The 15,395-nt window shown below is 36.8% G+C and carries 13 protein-coding genes; 12 read left to right on the top strand and 1 reads right to left on the bottom strand.

All coding sequences use genetic code 11. From position 1 onward, the window contains the following. Nucleotides 1-395 precede the first annotated feature (395 nt). The 11 genes from ACRPLQ_RS14000 to ACRPLQ_RS13950 all read left to right on the top strand — a co-directional run bounded on the left by ACRPLQ_RS14000 (nucleotide 396) and on the right by ACRPLQ_RS13950 (nucleotide 12,394). Nucleotides 396-2,333, top strand: coding sequence for an asparagine synthase-related protein (locus ACRPLQ_RS14000; protein ID WP_432236117.1), 1,938 nt, complete (start codon nucleotides 396-398; stop codon nucleotides 2,331-2,333). Between the two features lie 14 nt (nucleotides 2,334-2,347). After that, entirely contained in the window at nucleotides 2,348-2,473 is a 126-nt protein-coding gene (locus tag ACRPLQ_RS13995; RefSeq protein WP_141559328.1) for a paeninodin family lasso peptide, read from the top strand. A gap of 90 nt (nucleotides 2,474-2,563) precedes the next feature. Further along, nucleotides 2,564-3,487, top strand: coding sequence for an aldolase (locus ACRPLQ_RS13990; protein ID WP_432236116.1), 924 nt, complete (start codon nucleotides 2,564-2,566; stop codon nucleotides 3,485-3,487). After that, complete coding sequence (locus ACRPLQ_RS13985) at nucleotides 3,480-3,779, top strand: lasso peptide biosynthesis PqqD family chaperone (protein ID WP_432236115.1); 300 nt, start codon at nucleotides 3,480-3,482, stop codon at nucleotides 3,777-3,779. Before ACRPLQ_RS13990 ends, ACRPLQ_RS13985 begins: the two co-directional genes overlap by 8 nt. Before the next feature lie 43 nt (nucleotides 3,780-3,822). After that, a complete protein-coding gene (locus ACRPLQ_RS13980; protein WP_432236114.1) occupies nucleotides 3,823-4,302 on the top strand; it encodes a lasso peptide biosynthesis B2 protein in 480 nt (159 codons plus the stop codon). Continuing rightward, nucleotides 4,299-5,471, top strand: a complete 1,173-nt coding sequence (locus ACRPLQ_RS13975) for a nucleotidyltransferase domain-containing protein (protein WP_432236113.1) — start codon at nucleotides 4,299-4,301, stop codon at nucleotides 5,469-5,471. The genes ACRPLQ_RS13980 and ACRPLQ_RS13975 overlap by 4 nt, the downstream gene beginning before the upstream one ends. Before the next feature lie 94 nt (nucleotides 5,472-5,565). Beyond that, nucleotides 5,566-7,353: an ABC transporter ATP-binding protein gene (locus ACRPLQ_RS13970; RefSeq protein WP_432236112.1), complete on the top strand. Its 1,788-nt coding sequence runs from the start codon at nucleotides 5,566-5,568 to the stop codon at nucleotides 7,351-7,353. Nucleotides 7,354-7,492: 139 nt separating this feature from the next. Continuing rightward, entirely contained in the window at nucleotides 7,493-7,852 is a 360-nt protein-coding gene (locus ACRPLQ_RS13965) for a helix-turn-helix domain-containing protein (protein WP_432236111.1), read from the top strand. Nucleotides 7,853-8,182: 330 nt separating this feature from the next. Then, a complete protein-coding gene (locus tag ACRPLQ_RS13960) occupies nucleotides 8,183-10,714 on the top strand; it encodes an EAL domain-containing protein (RefSeq protein WP_432236110.1) in 2,532 nt (843 codons plus the stop codon). Nucleotides 10,715-10,771: 57 nt separating this feature from the next. After that, entirely contained in the window at nucleotides 10,772-11,416 is a 645-nt protein-coding gene (gene folE / locus ACRPLQ_RS13955; RefSeq protein WP_028414300.1) for a GTP cyclohydrolase I FolE, read from the top strand. A gap of 48 nt (nucleotides 11,417-11,464) precedes the next feature. Further along, nucleotides 11,465-12,394, top strand: coding sequence for an NAD(P)/FAD-dependent oxidoreductase (locus ACRPLQ_RS13950; protein ID WP_155017048.1), 930 nt, complete (start codon nucleotides 11,465-11,467; stop codon nucleotides 12,392-12,394). A 36-nt stretch (nucleotides 12,395-12,430) separates the two neighbouring features. Here ACRPLQ_RS13950 and ACRPLQ_RS13945 read toward each other — a convergent pair whose 3' ends face one another. Beyond that, the gene (locus tag ACRPLQ_RS13945; protein ID WP_049163216.1) at nucleotides 12,431-12,709 is read right to left on the bottom strand and encodes a hypothetical protein; all 279 of its coding nucleotides are present in this window, start codon (nucleotides 12,707-12,709) and stop codon (nucleotides 12,431-12,433) included. A gap of 209 nt (nucleotides 12,710-12,918) precedes the next feature. Between ACRPLQ_RS13945 and ACRPLQ_RS13940 the strand changes: the two genes are divergently transcribed. After that, the gene (locus ACRPLQ_RS13940; RefSeq protein WP_432236109.1) at nucleotides 12,919-15,363 is read left to right on the top strand and encodes a sensor domain-containing protein; all 2,445 of its coding nucleotides are present in this window, start codon (nucleotides 12,919-12,921) and stop codon (nucleotides 15,361-15,363) included. The last annotated feature ends 32 nt before the right edge of the window (nucleotides 15,364-15,395 follow it).

Raw genomic sequence — 15,395 nt, 5'->3', positions numbered from 1 at the left:
AAAAACAGATAAGTATAGTGTGGACAAGGGTGTGTTAAATTATTCCATGGGGAAAACGCTCATTAATGAAGAATTAACAAAGGTGCTCACTGATTGCTAAATAGGCAAATTATTTTTCCAGGCAATGCAAGAACATAAAAAAAGAGATTGTTCTCAATTAAGATCAATAACTGACTGAACACGACATTTGTACTATTTAGTGGATATTTATCGAAAATTGTTCTTTATTGAGGTTTACTTTTTAGTTAATGTTCTTTATAATAGTCGTTAATTGGTAGTTTGTTGGGAAAAAAGAATTAAAAACTAAAATCAATTAAACATGTATGACAAATAACAGGTCATAGTGGTTATTTTCGTTCTTAATAAAGAACATTAGAATCGTGAGAGGAGAAAATATGAGTGCAATAGCTGGAATTTATCATTTTAATAACAATCCCGTATCTCACGAAGAGGTAGCTAACGTTCTTCAAGCTTTATCCAAATATCCAGCCGATGACATACAGGTATGGAAAAAAGGAAATGTTGCACTTTTAAGTCATACACAATGGATCACTTCAGAATCTGTTGGAGAAAAATTACCTTATTATGACTATGAGAAGCAGTTAGCTATTACGGCAGATGCGATTATTGATAACCGTGAAGAATTGGTAGATCGGTTGCAGATCAAGGATATCTATAAAGCGCAAATTACAGATAGTGAACTGATCTTGCTTGCGTATCATAAATGGGGAGAGGAAGCCCCGAAATTTTTAGTGGGAGACTTTGCTTTTGTCATTTGGGATGAGAAAAAGCAAAAGTTATTTGGAGCAAGGGATTTTTCGGGAAACCGAACTCTATATTTTTTCAAAAATGCAGCGAGCATGGCTTTTTGCACCGCTATTAATCCGTTATTTTCGTTACCTTATATAAAAAAATCTTTAAATGAAGAGTGGCTTGCAGAATTTTTAGCCATTCCAATAACATTTGAGTCAACGGATGCCGCTTCAACTGTTTATAAAGAAATTCAACAAATACCGCCTTCTCATTCAATAACCGTTTGTCATAATCGGCTTGAAGTGAAAAGGTATTGTATAGTGCAAAAAGAGAAAAAGCTGAAGCTAAAGTCAAACGAAGAGTACGAAGAAGCGTTTCGCGAAGTGTTTCAGCAAGCCGTAGATTCTAAGCTAAGAACGAGATTGCAGGTCGGCGCTCATTTAAGCGGAGGATTAGATTCAGGATCAGTAGCTAGTTTTGCATCTAAATCTCTTTATAAAGAAAGTAAAAAATTACATACATTTAGCTATATACCAATAAATGAGTTTGAAGATTGGTCCCCTAAAAGCAGAGTGGCAAATGAAAAGCCCTTTATCAAATCAACTGCTAATTACATAGGCAATATAGAAGATAATTACTTTGATTTTGAAGAAAGAAGCCCTTTTTCCGAAATTGATGAATGGCTGGAAATACTAGAAACACCTTATAAATTTTTTGAAAACAGCTTTTGGCTTAGAGGTATTTATGAACAAGCCTCTAAAAAAGGGATAGGAGTTTTATTAAATGGGCAGAGGGGAAATTGGACAATCTCTTGGGGGCCGGCGCTAGATTATCAGGCACAGCTTTTAAAAAAAGGAAATCTAGCTAAATTCTTGCGAGAGCTGCGCTTGTATAGCAGGAATTTGGGAGTTGGAAGATCTCGTGTTCTTCCCGTAGTAGCCAAAAAAGCTTTTCCGAGATTGCATTCACTCATCTCATCAAGGCAAGAAACGCCCTATCCCCCTATTATTAATCCTGATTTTGCCCAGAGATTTGATGTATATGCGAGATTAAAAGAACACGACATAAATACGAACGGTTTACTTACTAAAAGCGCTTATGAAATAAGGAAAACTCAATTTTTACAGCCATATTATTGGAGTATTAACGGTACATATACAACAAAGCTGTCTTTATATCATTCTTTATGGGATCGTGATCCGACAAACGATTTAAGAGTTATTCGTTTTTGTTTATCAGTTCCTGAAACGCAGTTTGTACAAAATGGTCAAGATAGATCTCTGATTAGAAGGGCAACTAAGAATCACCTTCCAGATGACATAAGGCTTAACCAAAAGATAAGAGGCTTGCAAGGAGCAGACGGTATTCAGCGTATGATATCGGATTGGAATCTGTTTATGAACGAAATGGAAAAAGTAAAAAAATCTGACTTTATAGCTGAACATTTTGATATTAACTTAATAAAAGCTGCTGTGGAAAATTTAAAAGATAATCCAAAGCCAGAATCTATATTTAGTACGGACTTCAAAGTTTTGATGCGCAGCTTAATAGTATATAGATTTGTAAACAAGTTTCTTTGAAAGGGGGTGTACCTATGAAAAAAGAGTGGAAGAAGCCAGTACTAGAAGTACTTGACGTAAATATGACTATGGCGGGCCCTGGACTTAGTATTCCTGATGCCGTACAGTCAGATCCAGACGAAACAGTTCACTACAGCTAATTTAAATAAATCACTATAGAAGATTGCCCTTATACAGATTAAGTTGTATGAGGGTTTTTCAAAAAATTAATAACATCTGGAGTGAAATCAATGATTAGTATCAAAAAAAAATATATTTACGATGCTTTCGGGCTGCATATTTTGAGTGAGCTGCCTTTACCAGAATTAAATTCTCTAATTTCTCCAGGTGATTATATAGACGTTTCTATTAAATTATCAAAAGACAAAATAGAACTAGAACAGAAAAAGGGTTTTACGGTTCTCAGCAATTACGTAGCGTTTGAAGTTCCCAATCTAGCCATTTTTTCTATAAAGAATGGAAAAGAAATTGCAGTAGCACCCCTTAAAGACTTTGATGAAGCTAAGGCGAGGCTATACATACTGGGAACTTGCATGGGAGTAATTTTAATGCAGCAAAAAACCTTGCCTTTGCACGGCAGTGCGATAGCTATAGATGAAAAGGCATATGCTATTGTTGGGAACTCTGGAGCTGGAAAGTCTACCCTAGCGTCAGCTTTTATTCAGAAAGGATATAAGCTTATAAGCGATGACGTCATTCCTGTCACCTTTTCGAATGACCGTACTCCAATGGTTCAACCAACGTACCCGCAGCAAAAGCTATGGGAAGAAAGCTTAAACGAGTTCGGGATTGATTCCAGAAAATATAATCCTTTATTTGAAAGAGAAACAAAATATTCAGTACCGGTAAAAAACAGCTTTCATACTCAGCCCATTCCTTTAGGGGGAATCTTTGAGCTCGTAAAAGGAAGCGGGGAATCTGTAGAAATCCGTCAAACCAATGGCTTAGAGGGCTTTCGTATTTTACTTCACCATACGTTTCGAGGTTCACTCTTACAAAGGCTGGGGTTAAAGGAATGGCACTTTATTTATTCTTCAGAGATTCTTAAAAGCGTAAATACCTTTCAAGTAACTCGATCTTCTTCGAACTTTACGCCATATGAGTCCGTATCCAAAATACTAAATACAGTGAAAGAAGGGAATGCAATTGATTAAATCAGGCCAAATCCTACCTAAGCATGTTGTTATACAGAGTGAGGGAAATATCGTAAGTGATATGGGAAATGAAAAAGTTATGCTAAATATTAAAAACGGTAAGTATTACAACCTAGGTGAAATCGGAGGAGAGATCTGGGAAAGCATTAGTAAACCAACAGAAGTAAACAATTTAGTTAATCATATTGTAAAAAAGTACGATGTTCAAACGGATAAATGCGAAGAAGAAGTTATCTCATTTTTAGAGAACCTGTATCAAGAAAGTTTAATTAAGCTGGTTGTGGAAGAGTAACTTTTTATTTGTATCTTATATTAATAATACCGGAGTAGCTGTGATGAAATTAATAAAAAAAGCTAAACATTTTTTATGGTTAGATACGAATCAAAAGCTTTTGTTAATAGAAGCATTTTATTATCTTGCTTACGGAAGAATCCTTAAAGCTTTGCCATTTTCTAAGGTTACACCTATGTTAGGCGAGCATATGAAAGAAAGCAGTATGGATGAAGATAGATATGAAACTAAAACATTAGCGCATATTTCAAAAGCTATCTATACAATGAGCAAATATACTTTTTGGGAAAGTCAATGTCTCGTAAAAGCTTTTGCAGGTATGAAGATGCTAGAAAGACGCTGTATTGAAAGTACGCTGTATTTAGGTACAGGAAAAGATGAAAGCGGAAATTTCATTGCACATGCCTGGCTGCGAAGCGGTTCAACATACGTAACGGGATCAGAAGGAATGGAAAGGTTTACTGTTGTAGGGAACTTCTCTAAATCCTTACATAATAAAGGAAAGCGAAAGGAAAAGCGATGATAGACAAACAACCAATCATTGATATAAGTCAGTCTAAAGAGCTTGATTTTTTATTAACGCTGTTAAGAGAAGAGAACAAATCTGAAGAAATAATACCATCAAAAGAAATTAACTGGAGTTATTTTCTTGAGCTAGTAAAACACCATCGAGTTTGTCCATTAGTTTATTTAAGGTTAAAAGATACACCTGATGCTGTTCCATCAAATGTTATAGAAGCGCTGTTTCAAGAATATAAAAAAAATACGTTTAAGATGCTTCAGCTAACTGGAGAAATGGAATCACTAGATAAGGTGTTTCAGGAAAATGATATTGAAACTCTGTGTTTAAAAGGGCCGCCGGTTGCTTATGATCTCTTTGGGGATATTTCTCTTAGAATGTCTAAAGATCTCGACATTCTGGTGAGAGAGGAAGAGTTAGAAAGAACAGAAAGTACTCTTTTCAGTCTAGGTTATGAAAAAGAAGAAATATCAACTGTGTTAAATGAGAAAAAATGGCGCAGTCACCATATTGTCTATTATCATCCGAACAAGAAGGTTCAAGTTGAAGTTCATTGGCGACTGCATCCGCGTCCGATAAAAAGAGCTAGTTTCGAAGAACTTTGGAGCAGAAAAAGAGAAAGTCAAGTAACCAAGCATCCAATATCTTTTATGGGAAAAGAGGACTTGCTTCTGTATTTAATTTCTCATGGCGCTCGTCATGGATGGTTTCGTCTGCGATGGTTAAAAGATATTGATCAAATGGTAAGAAACAAAGATATCAACTATGTACATTTTAAGAAATTGGCAATTAAACATCAGCAGAAGAACTTAGTAGGGCAAGCGTTTCAATTAGCACATCTGTTTTTTCAAACACCAGTACATGAAGAGCTTCAGGGTATTATAAATACAAAGGCAGCTAATCAATTAGCGGAAAAAGCAATTCCTTTTATAAAAGAAATGGTTCAATTACATGTGCATTCTCAAACGAAAAGCTTAGAAAAATCCTATAAAAACTACTTATTCTCGATGAAAACTAAACGGCAAAAATGTAAATTTTTAATTATTTCATTTTACCCAAGTTCTGCAGATGAACGTACCTTTAGGCTACCGAAAAGCTTATATTTTTTATATTTCTTACTGCGGCCATTTTTATGGTCATGGAGAAAACTAAAGAAATCAGTGTTATTTTAGACTTTTCTTTCTAAACAGTTAGCATATAAGAACTAAGTGTGGAGCAAGGTGAATAAATCATAGGTCAAATTGATAGGAGGCAGAAGAACGTATATTGAAACCATTATTATATTATATAAAGAAATTACATCACTTCACAGGGAAGGTTATATATTTTAATATTTTTGGGATGGCAATGGTGAGTTTAATGGAGGGAGTTGGAATTTTACTAATTATTCCGTTGTTAAGCATCGGAGGGGTGGTAGAGACAAATGCTGCATCTAGCAAACTCGGGCAGCTGTTTGGCTTTCTTGCCTTACTCCCACCGTCCCTGTATTTACCCTTAATTTTATGTGTCTATCTATTAATTATTGTTGGGCAAAATCTTCTTCAGAGAAGCTTAGCTATTCGAGATGTTAAAGCTAGAGAAAAATTCAGCAGAGATTTAAGAATTGAAATTTACAGCTTACTTCTTCATTCGAAATGGGAGTTGTTTTTAAGAAAGAGAAAATCAACTCTTATCAATCTATTAACTGCAGAGTTAGCGCGTGTTATAGGAGGTATTAATTTTTTCCTTCAGCTACTGTCTAATACTATTTTTATGGTCATACAACTGGCTATTGCACTTTGGCTGTCTGTTAAAATGACTCTTTTTATCGTGCTGTTCGGTTTGATACTAGGATATCTTTCAAAAAAGTTCGTAAAAAAATCTAGAAGCTTAGGACGCAGAACATCACAATTAGGAGAAGACTACATGGCTGGAATAACAGACCAGCTCAATGGTATTAAAGATATCAAAAGTAATAAGTTAGAAAACAGCTATATTGATTGGCTGCGTTCCTTAACTTCTGGAATGAATGCAGAACAAATTGAATATGTAAGACTTAAGTCAAGCTCTCAGCTAGTATATAAAGTGAGTGCGGCTATTTTAGTTACAGTGTTTATATTTATATCCGTAAAAGTTTTTCATGCTGAAGGTGAGCAGCTTTTATTAATTATTCTTATTTTTTCTAGGTTATGGCCGAGATTTATTACTATTCAATCTAACTTCGAACAAATAGCAGCGACTCTTCCTGCTTGTCAGGCTGTTACGAAGCTCATAGAAGAATGTTCTAAGGAACAAGAATTTAAACAAGTAGATGAACTTCCCTTAATTGTAAAGCCTCAAATAGAGTGCAAAGACGTTTATTTCCGCTACAAAAAAGACAGTTGTAATTATGTTTTAAAAGATATTAACTTGACTATTCCTCATAATCAAATGACAGCTATTGTAGGTCCTTCTGGAGCTGGGAAAAGTACGCTTATTGACTTATTAATGGGACTGAACTCTCCTGAACGAGGAGAGGTATTTGTAAATAGTCAGCCGCTTAAAGATGAATTTCTACTGTCTTTAAGACAATCCATCAGCTATGTACCTCAAGACGCGTTTTTATTTAATACTAGCGTAAGAGAGAATCTGCTGACGGTGAATGCACAGGCTAGTGAAAGAGAATTATGGGAAGCATTAGAATTTGCAATGGCAGATCAATTTGTAGAGAATTTGCCTCAGGGTCTAGATACTGTTATTGGAGATAGAGGGATGAAAATATCCGGCGGAGAACGTCAGAGGCTTGTTTTGGCAAGAGCCATTTTAAAAAAACCAGCGCTCTTGATTTTAGATGAGGCTACAAGTGCCTTAGATACTAATAATGAGAATAAGATTAAAGAGTCAATTGACCGATTAAAAGGAAAAGTAACGATTGTTGTTGTGGCTCACAGGTTGTCTACTATACAATCAGCAGATCAGGTTCTTGTGTTAGAAGAAGGAAAAGTAATTCAAAAAGGGAGCTTTAATCATCTGGCTTATGAAAAAGAAGGAGCTTTTCATAAATTATTAGAAGGTCAATTTCAAACTGTTCAATAAAGGTAAGCGTTATCAATTTATCAGCATAGTCTATTTGGTTTTTTACTCATAACAAAATAAAGGTGCAGTATTATTTATAGCTAGTAGCGTTGTTCTTTAAGGCAGGTTTACATTTTAATAAGGAGAGTGCTTAACAATAATGATTGGTCGTCGTGTGAAAGAAATAAGAGTGAAGAAAAAACTGTCGCTTTCACAGCTTGCAGAACGTGCTGAAATTGCTAAGTCTTACTTAAGCAATATAGAACGTGATATTTGTATTAATCCAACAATTGATGTAGTTGAAAAATTGGCTAAGAGCCTTAAAGTGCACCCGGCTGTTCTTTTAAACTGGGAAATAAAAGAGCTGGGTTCTGAGAGCGTGGAGGATTCTTTCAGCTGTATAAAAAACCGGATTAATACTTTAGACAGCATACAGCTTAAAGAACTAAGAGATTCAATTGATGTTATCGTCTGGAAAAGAGAAAAAATTCCTTTAAGCGACTTAGGTAATTTAATATAAATGTGTTAGAAAAGGATGGTTTCAAGGCATTTTCGCCCTTTCAGAGAAGATCTATTTTAAGAAAAAGACATATTTTAGATGTTGATATTTTTTTAAAAACAGATAGAATATTAGAGGGATATAAAATTATTCTATCTGTGTAAATAAAAGTTTTTATATTCAATTATTTTACATATAAAAATTTAAAAATTAACCAACCAAAGCGGTTGGTTTTTTGTATGAGTTCATTTTTTTTGTGGAAATTGAAGAATAGTATCCGATGTAAAGCTAGAGCATGCAGGCAGGTTTTAAAACTGTCGGATCAGTTCTTTAAACAGGAGGCCATCACTAGTGTCGATAAAGAAAAAGTTGTCCGTATTCTTTACTTTGCTGGTATTGTGTATTCTACTAGCGAATAACACCTTGCACTACATTCGATCGAAAAATAGATTAACAGAGTTTAACCAAAGAGAAATCACGCTGGTCACAGAAGAAATTGCGTACGAAGTCGAAAATTCTAAAAATAGTGCTTCCTATATGGAAGATCGAATGGCACAAGAATTACGAACGGCTTCAATTGCAATCCAACAGTCTTTGCCTGCTGATTACCGAGACGTTACCAATGACCAGTTAAAACAATTGGCTAAAAAACTGATGGTATCTCATATTACACTATTAGCACCTGTAGAAGGTGATATTATAGGCGTGAAATCTTCTGATCCTAAGGAAATCAATATGTCCACAAAAGAGTGGGGCTATTGGTATACATCTTTTCAGCAGCTGCTTTCTCAGCAGCCGGTCACCACAACAAAAGGATTGACTTTACCTCACTATTGGAGCGGGCCGATTGAAGTAGCTTCTAGCAACCCTAATCACATTGACAAATGGGGTTATTATTACGACGGGTCTACTAATTACATTATTGATCCTTATTTTCGAGATCAGCACGTCCTCGATTTTGAAAAAAGGTTTGGTCCTACGAACGTGATGGACCGTTTTACGGAAAATCTTGAAGGCGTTCTTGAACTAACCGTTTTTAATCCAAAGAATTTCGGGAAAAGAAATCAAAACGTATATTTAAACGGCAATAAATATATTAAAATAAAAGATCAGCCGATTTGGTACGGAACGTACACGTATCGAAATACCGAACGTGATAAAAAATCTATTCAAAAGGCATTAAAAACGGGGAAATCACAAAGCTATACTGCTGAAATTAGCCATAAAACAGTATTAAAGACATTGGTACCGATTAAAGAAAAAAACACTCCGGCTTACGTAATAGGCGTAGTGTATGACTACGGAGTTATTGAAAAAGAGCTGCAGCAAGAATTAATCAAACATTTACTGCTGTCTCTTCCGTTTATCTTTATTGTCCTTATTATCAGCTTTGTTTTCTCTACATCCATTACGCGGCCGATTAAACATATTATGGAGCACGTAAATCAAATCGCCAAAGGCAATTTTGGCAAGGTGCTGAATGTAAGAAGAAAAGATGAGCTGGGAGGACTTGTAGCAAATATCAACCACCTTTCTCATTTTTTAAAAACATATGTGGCCGATTTAAAGAAAAGTCAGGAAGAAAGTGAGTACCATGCGTACCACGACTTTTTGACAGGATTGCCGAACAGAAGATATTTTAAAGAAGAATTAAACAGGCGCTTAGTTGAGTCGAAGGAAAAATCCATTCGTCACGTAGCCGTGTTATTTATGGATATAGACCGGTTTAAAGATATTAATGATACGCTAGGGCATTCAAAAGGAGATCAGCTTATACAGCTGATAGCCAACCGTATTAAAGAATGTCTGCCTCCTGCTAACAGCTTTCTTACAAGGCAAGGAGGAGACGAGTTTGTCATTTTATTCAGTGATTTTACACCGGAAGAAGTTAAAGGTATCACCGAGAAGATCATTGCATATGTTCAACAGCCCTGCTACATTGACAATGATGAAGTTTTCGTCAGTATCAGCAGCGGGTTAAGCTTTTATCCGGAGCACTCTACGAATTTGGACACGCTTATTACGTATGCAGATGTCGCCATGTATGCTTCAAAAAGACAGGGCGGCAGTAAAGTAAGTATTTATCATGATTCGTTAAATCAAAAACAAGCTGAAAAAGTTCACATCGAAACGCGCTTGCGAAAAGCAATTCAAAAAGGTGACATTGACGTTTACTATCAGCCGAAAATAGAAGCAAAGCGCAATGTAATCACGGGCGTAGAAGCATTAGTTCGCTGGAATGATGCAGAGCTTGGATTTGTTTCTCCAGAAGCGTTTATCCCTATAGCAGAAGAAACTGGTTTGATTCAGTCTCTATGGGAAGTTGTCACGAAAAAAGCTTGTTCTCAAGTCAGCAAATGGAACAAGGATCGAAACGAAAAAATGACGCTAGCGGTTAACTTTTCTCCGCGGCAGTTTCAAGATCCGATTGTGTTAGTTAATGAAATACAGCAATTTCTTTCGCTTCATAGATTTGATCCCGCATGGTTTGAAATGGAAATTACGGAAAGTACATTGCTGATGAACGCGGAAGAAACGATTAAAGCTTTACATCTGTTAAAGAAATATGGTATATCAATTTCTATCGATGATTTTGGAACCGGATATTCTTCGTTGAGCTATTTAAAAAAATTACCAATCGATTGTTTGAAAATCGACCGGTCTTTTATCCAGGATATTCAAGAAGATTACAGCAACAGCGAAATTGCGCAGGCGATTATCAGCTTATCTCAAAGCTTAAAGCTTGAAGTAATCGCAGAAGGTGTGGAAGAAGAATATCAAAAAGCGTTTTTAATGGAAAATGGCTGTGATCATATGCAGGGGTACTTGTTTAGCAAGCCTCTTGCTGCAAAAGATTTTGAAGCAGCGTTTTTAAATAGCTGAAGCAAAACCATCATTTAAAAATAAACTTACTAAGAAAAGGGAAGAGGACATAAAAGGATGGCACTTAGCACACAAAATTTAATTGCTCAAAAATTTTTAGAAACAGTAGGCACGAATTCAACTGAAATAGATAAAAAAATAGGTCAAGCTGACATATTTATGAATGCGGTGAAAGAACTGATTGATTTATGCGGAGATAATCCGGAAAGAGACGGTCTTGAAGAGACGCCGTACCGCGTGTTAAAGGCATTTTTGGAATACACGGAAGGCTACCGAGAAGATCCGAAAGCCCATTTGGAAAAAACATTTGACGTGAATCACAATGAATTAGTGTTAATACGAGATATTGAATTTCACTCAATGTGTGAACATCACTTTGCGCCGTTCTTTGGCGTTGCCCACGTTGGGTATATACCGGATAAAAAAATCACAGGTTTATCTAAAATCGCTCGTACGGTAGAAGGATACGCAAAGAGATTTCAAGTTCAAGAACGTCTAACAAATGAAATTGCAGATGCAATTGAAGAAGTGTTAGAGCCAAAAGGAGTTATGGTAATTATTGAAGCGAAGCATATGTGCATGTGCGGAAGAGGAATTAAAAAATCTTCAGCTTCTACAGCCACTTCATCCGTTCGGGGAACGTTTATGGAAAAACCAGAGGTTCGCGGAGAATTTTTATCTCTTTTACAGCGACAAATGTAAAGAAACAAAAAGCCATATAAGCTGAGAAGCAGAAGCGAGGTGAGCTGTATGCAACATGTTGACGTACTGATTATTGGCGGAGGGCCCGCTGGCATCTCTGCTGCCGTGTGGTGTAAAAGGCTAGGCGTTGAGTGCTTGCTTCTTGAAGAGCAGGCACAGTTAGGCGGACAGCTGTTTACGATTTACAATGAGATTATTGATTATCCCGGAATACAAGCGGAAAATGGAATTGAAATGCAGCGTAAAATGGTTCAGCATTTTATCGATATGGACTGCTTATATGAAGCGAATACAAAAGTAATTTCCATTGACGAACGTTTTAAAACAGTAAAAGTAAAGCAGCAAGAAACAGAAAAAGAAATTGGTTATACGTATCTTATTTTAGCAACGGGCTCTAGCCAGCGAAAGCTCGGAGTGCCGGGTGAACAGCAAATGATTGACCGAGGAGAAGTGTACTCTGCTTCAGCAGACGGAGAACGGTTAACAGGTAAAAGGGTTGCTCTCATTGGCGGAGGAGACCGGGCGTTTGAAGGAGCACATCTTTTAGCATCAAAAGCAAAACAAGTATATTTGATTCATCGTTCTACGCATTTTAAAGCAAGAGAGCAATACGTTGAAAAAGTTCTTTCCGACCCCGGTGTTAAAGTGATGACAGACACCGAAGTGACCGCTATACACGGAAAGCATCGCGTCACATCAATTGATTTAAAAAGTAAAAACGGTGAGTCCAAGAATTTATTGGTAGACGCAGTGCTAATCAGACTAGGCGTAGCGCCCAATGTTGAACTTATTAAAGAAAAAGTCACCACTACACAAAGCGGGCTCATCGTCATTAATGAAGTGCATCAAAGCAGCAATCCATCTATTTATGCCATTGGAGACGCCTGCACGACTCCCTTGTTTTCTAGTATCAGCTCTTCAGCCGGTCAAGGAGCGATTGTAGCTAAGCATGTATCGAGCCTTTTGAAAAAGTCATAATATCAAAAAGCATCTATCAAATCGATAGATGCTTTTTTACGTAACATAATAAAAGAAACATAGAAGAAGTACGTTCACAGGCAGACAAATCGTTTGGAAAAAAGCAATGTAGTTTTTCGGAGCGGCGCTGATTCTTTTTACTAAAATACACTCGGTGATAAAATTAAAAAGAACAATGATAGAAGCGACTGTTATATACGTCCAGACGTTTTGCTGAAACAAGCGAGTAAAAAGAGGCGAGAAAAGAAGTAAAAAAGCAGCGGTTTGAAAGGAACCCCTAGAAAATAGATCATGTTTTTTAACACTTTGATTCACGCTATCCCTCCTTTATATGTTTTATTTTACCAAATTTAAAAGACTTTAAAAACCTTTTCGGCTATCTTTACCTGAGATGTTCCTCATTTGGGGAAAGTAGGGTAAAATATATGTCAAATGTAACTTATTCTACTAGTATAGAAGAAATAGATAAAAGGAGGCAGCATGAGACCTTGCCAGATAAAAATACGGAGAAGGAGCAGTCGATCATGATCATGAAACATCTTGATCGTTTGAACACACAGCTTTTAAAAGAATACAGTGAAGGTATTTTTTTTATCAACTGTGAAGGGGATATCATGTTTAGCAACGAGGCAGCCTTCAGGCTAACAGGAAACGAACACAAACAAAAAAGCCAGCAGCTGACAGCTCTTATACATAAGTCGAAACAACAGCAGGCACAAGAGCTTTTTCAACGTGCTTTAAAAGGGGAAAAAGTTCATTTTTCAACGACAGTCAATCATAAAACAAAAAAAGAACTTCATTTATATATTACGCTCATTCCTATTATCGTAAGTGAGCAAGTTGTGGGTGTTTATGCCGTATGCCGAGATGATTCAAAAGAGCAGGAGCGCTCCAATCACATTTCTCAGTTAGAAACGCATTTGAAAATGGAGCAAAAGCTTGCGAATGTAGGAAGCTGGTATTACGACGTGACGGAAGATAAAAGCTATTGGTCACCTCAGCTGTATAATATTTACGGATTAAACCCCAACCAGCTCTTTACTCCTTCTTTTAAAGACGTTCTTCAATTTATTAAAGAATGTGACCAAAAAAGGTTAAAAAAAGCAGTTACAGAGGCACTTTCAACGGGGGAAAGCTATAAAATTGAATACGCGCTAATGCGGCCAAACGGTGAAGAACGTACGGTGTTTGAACAAGCGGACGCAGTAGCAGATGAGCAAGGAAACGTCATACAGCTGATCGGCGTTGTTCATGATATTACCGAATCGAAAGTGATTACGAATGAATTAAAGCAAAAAGAACAGCAGTTTCAAACGATTTATAACAATTTGGATGCCGGAATATGGTCCGTTGATGTGCAGCGCAATAAAATGATTGTATGTTCAAACGGTGTTAGCAACATTTACGGAGAAGATGCAATTAAATTTTTAGAAGATAGAGATCTGTGGGAAAGCTTTGTTCACCCTGACGATAAACCAGCTGTGGAAAAAGCGCAGCATCAGCTACAAAAAGGAAAAACAATTCGCCAGCAGTATCGGATTTATACAAAAACCGGAGAAATGAAGTGGGTAAAAGATCGATGCATTCCAACACTTGATGAGAACGGCAAGCTAGTGCGCATAGACGGCATTGTTGAAGATATCACCGCAGAAAAAAAGTACGTGGACCAAGTTGAATATCTCGCGACTCATGATCATGTGACAAATTTGCCGAATCGAAGAAAGTTTGAAAAGAAATTAAAAAAATTCATTCGGCAAATGAAAAAAGAAAGAGATTCATTAGCGGTCTTTTATCTAGGACTGAATCGCTTCAAACATATTAATGATACATTAGGACACGACGTAGGTGATCGCCTGCTGCAGCGTATCGCTAATCGGTTAAAAAAGTTTGTGACGCCAGATGTGATGCTAGCTAGAGTAGGAGAAGACGAGCTCGCGATTTGTTTTTTATCTCTTGCACATATAAATGAATGTCAAAAGCTAGCCGCAGCTCTTTTTCAAGAAATCGAAAAAGAAATTACCATTGACGACTTTTCTCTCTACGTCACAGCCACTATAGGAATCAGCATTTACCCGCATGACGGTGAAGATGTGAAAACCTTATTGACAAATGCCAACCTTGCTATGCGCCGTGCAAAAGAAATTGGGCGAAGCGACTGGCAGCTGTATTCTCCGTTAATGGACAGCGAGACGTATAAAAGCTATCATCTGGAAAAAGGACTGCGCAACGCACTTCTGCAAGATGAGTTTTTTATTGAATATCAGCCAAAGGTTCATACAAACAGCAGAGAGATTGATAGTATCGAAGCGCTAATTCGCTGGAATCACCCGGAATGGGGGCGCGTATCACCAGAAGACTTTATTCCATTAGCAGAAGAAACTCATTTAATTATCGAACTCGGCGACTGGGTAATTGATCATGTGTGCAAGCAGCTGCAGCAGTGGAAAAATCAAGGATTACAAACCGTGCCCGTTTCGATTAACGTCTCGTCTAAACATTTGCTGAAAAGAGGATTTGTAGAGCACGTGCAACAAACGTTAGCCCGTTACAACATCGACCCTTCATTCATTGAATTTGAAGTGACGGAAAGCTCCATTATTCAGTATGAAGAACACGTAAAAAAAGTCATGGACGAATTAAAGAAAATCGGCGTAACGTTTGCTTTAGATGATTTTGGCACCGGCTTTTCTTCGCTATCACATTTAAAAGACTTCGAATTTAACACGTTAAAAATCGATAAAACGTTTATTCAACATGCGACCGATAAAGGAAAGCAGCAGGCGATTACAAAAAGCATTTTGTATTTAGCTCATGCTCTTAACATGAAAGTAATTGCAGAAGGCGTTGAAACAAAAGAGCAGCTCGCCTTTTTACAAAAGCATGAATGTTCCTTTATTCAAGGCTATATTGTTAGTCAGCCAGCTGCGCCTCAAAAAATCGCAAAATATTTAAAGAAACGATTTCTATAAAAAAGTGATGTCTCAACAGAGACATCACTTTT

The organism is Priestia sp. TRN 1309, from assembly GCF_050846875.1.
In the GTDB taxonomy this organism is placed as follows: Bacteria; Bacillota; Bacilli; order Bacillales; family Bacillaceae_H; genus Priestia; species Priestia zanthoxyli.
This window is presented reverse-complemented; position numbering and strand designations above follow the sequence as displayed.

Excerpts from the sequence above, each read along its gene's own strand:
- ACRPLQ_RS13990 (WP_432236116.1), top strand. The coding sequence starts at position 2,564 with ATGATTAGTATCAAAAAAAAATATATTTACGATGCTTTCGGGCTGCAT.
- folE (WP_028414300.1), top strand. The coding sequence starts at position 10,772 with ATGGCACTTAGCACACAAAATTTAATTGCTCAAAAATTTTTAGAAACA.
- ACRPLQ_RS13980 (WP_432236114.1), top strand. The coding sequence starts at position 3,823 with ATGAAATTAATAAAAAAAGCTAAACATTTTTTATGGTTAGATACGAAT.
- ACRPLQ_RS14000 (WP_432236117.1), top strand. The coding sequence starts at position 396 with ATGAGTGCAATAGCTGGAATTTATCATTTTAATAACAATCCCGTATCT.
- ACRPLQ_RS13995 (WP_141559328.1), top strand. The coding sequence starts at position 2,348 with ATGAAAAAAGAGTGGAAGAAGCCAGTACTAGAAGTACTTGACGTAAAT.
- ACRPLQ_RS13950 (WP_155017048.1), top strand. The coding sequence starts at position 11,465 with ATGCAACATGTTGACGTACTGATTATTGGCGGAGGGCCCGCTGGCATC.
- ACRPLQ_RS13975 (WP_432236113.1), top strand. The coding sequence starts at position 4,299 with ATGATAGACAAACAACCAATCATTGATATAAGTCAGTCTAAAGAGCTT.
- ACRPLQ_RS13940 (WP_432236109.1), top strand. The coding sequence starts at position 12,919 with ATGATCATGAAACATCTTGATCGTTTGAACACACAGCTTTTAAAAGAA.
- ACRPLQ_RS13965 (WP_432236111.1), top strand. The coding sequence starts at position 7,493 with ATGATTGGTCGTCGTGTGAAAGAAATAAGAGTGAAGAAAAAACTGTCG.